Origin of the sequence: Salmonella sp. SAL4457, assembly GCF_046548235.1 — a bacterium.
Classification (GTDB): domain Bacteria; phylum Pseudomonadota; class Gammaproteobacteria; order Enterobacterales; family Enterobacteriaceae; genus Salmonella; species Salmonella enterica.
In genome coordinates this window covers 1-242 of sequence record NZ_JBGDZO010001202.1, presented here as the reverse complement: position 1 = coordinate 242, position 242 = coordinate 1, and the positions used below count along the sequence as shown (strand labels likewise).

The following is a 242-nucleotide window of genomic DNA, read 5'->3' as shown; positions in this document are numbered from 1 at the left end:
CCCTCAGCCATGCCCTGGCGCGGGTGCTCGGGCTCAGTTTCCAGCGCATCCAGTTCACCTCGGACCTGCTGCCGGGCGATATCCTCGGTACCTCGGTGTTCGACAAGGACAGCGGGCAATTCGTCTTCCATCCCGGGCCGATCTTCGCCGAACTGGTGCTTGCCGACGAGATCAACCGCGCCACGCCGAAAAGCCAGAGCGACTTGCTCGAGGCGATGGAAGAAGGCCAGGTGACCATCGAG

The 242-nt window shown here is 63.6% G+C and carries 1 protein-coding gene; it reads left to right on the top strand.

The window, feature by feature from the left end:
- The coding region (locus tag ACLJNW_RS28005; RefSeq protein WP_410961875.1) for an AAA family ATPase at positions 1-242 on the top strand (242 nt) is incomplete at both ends.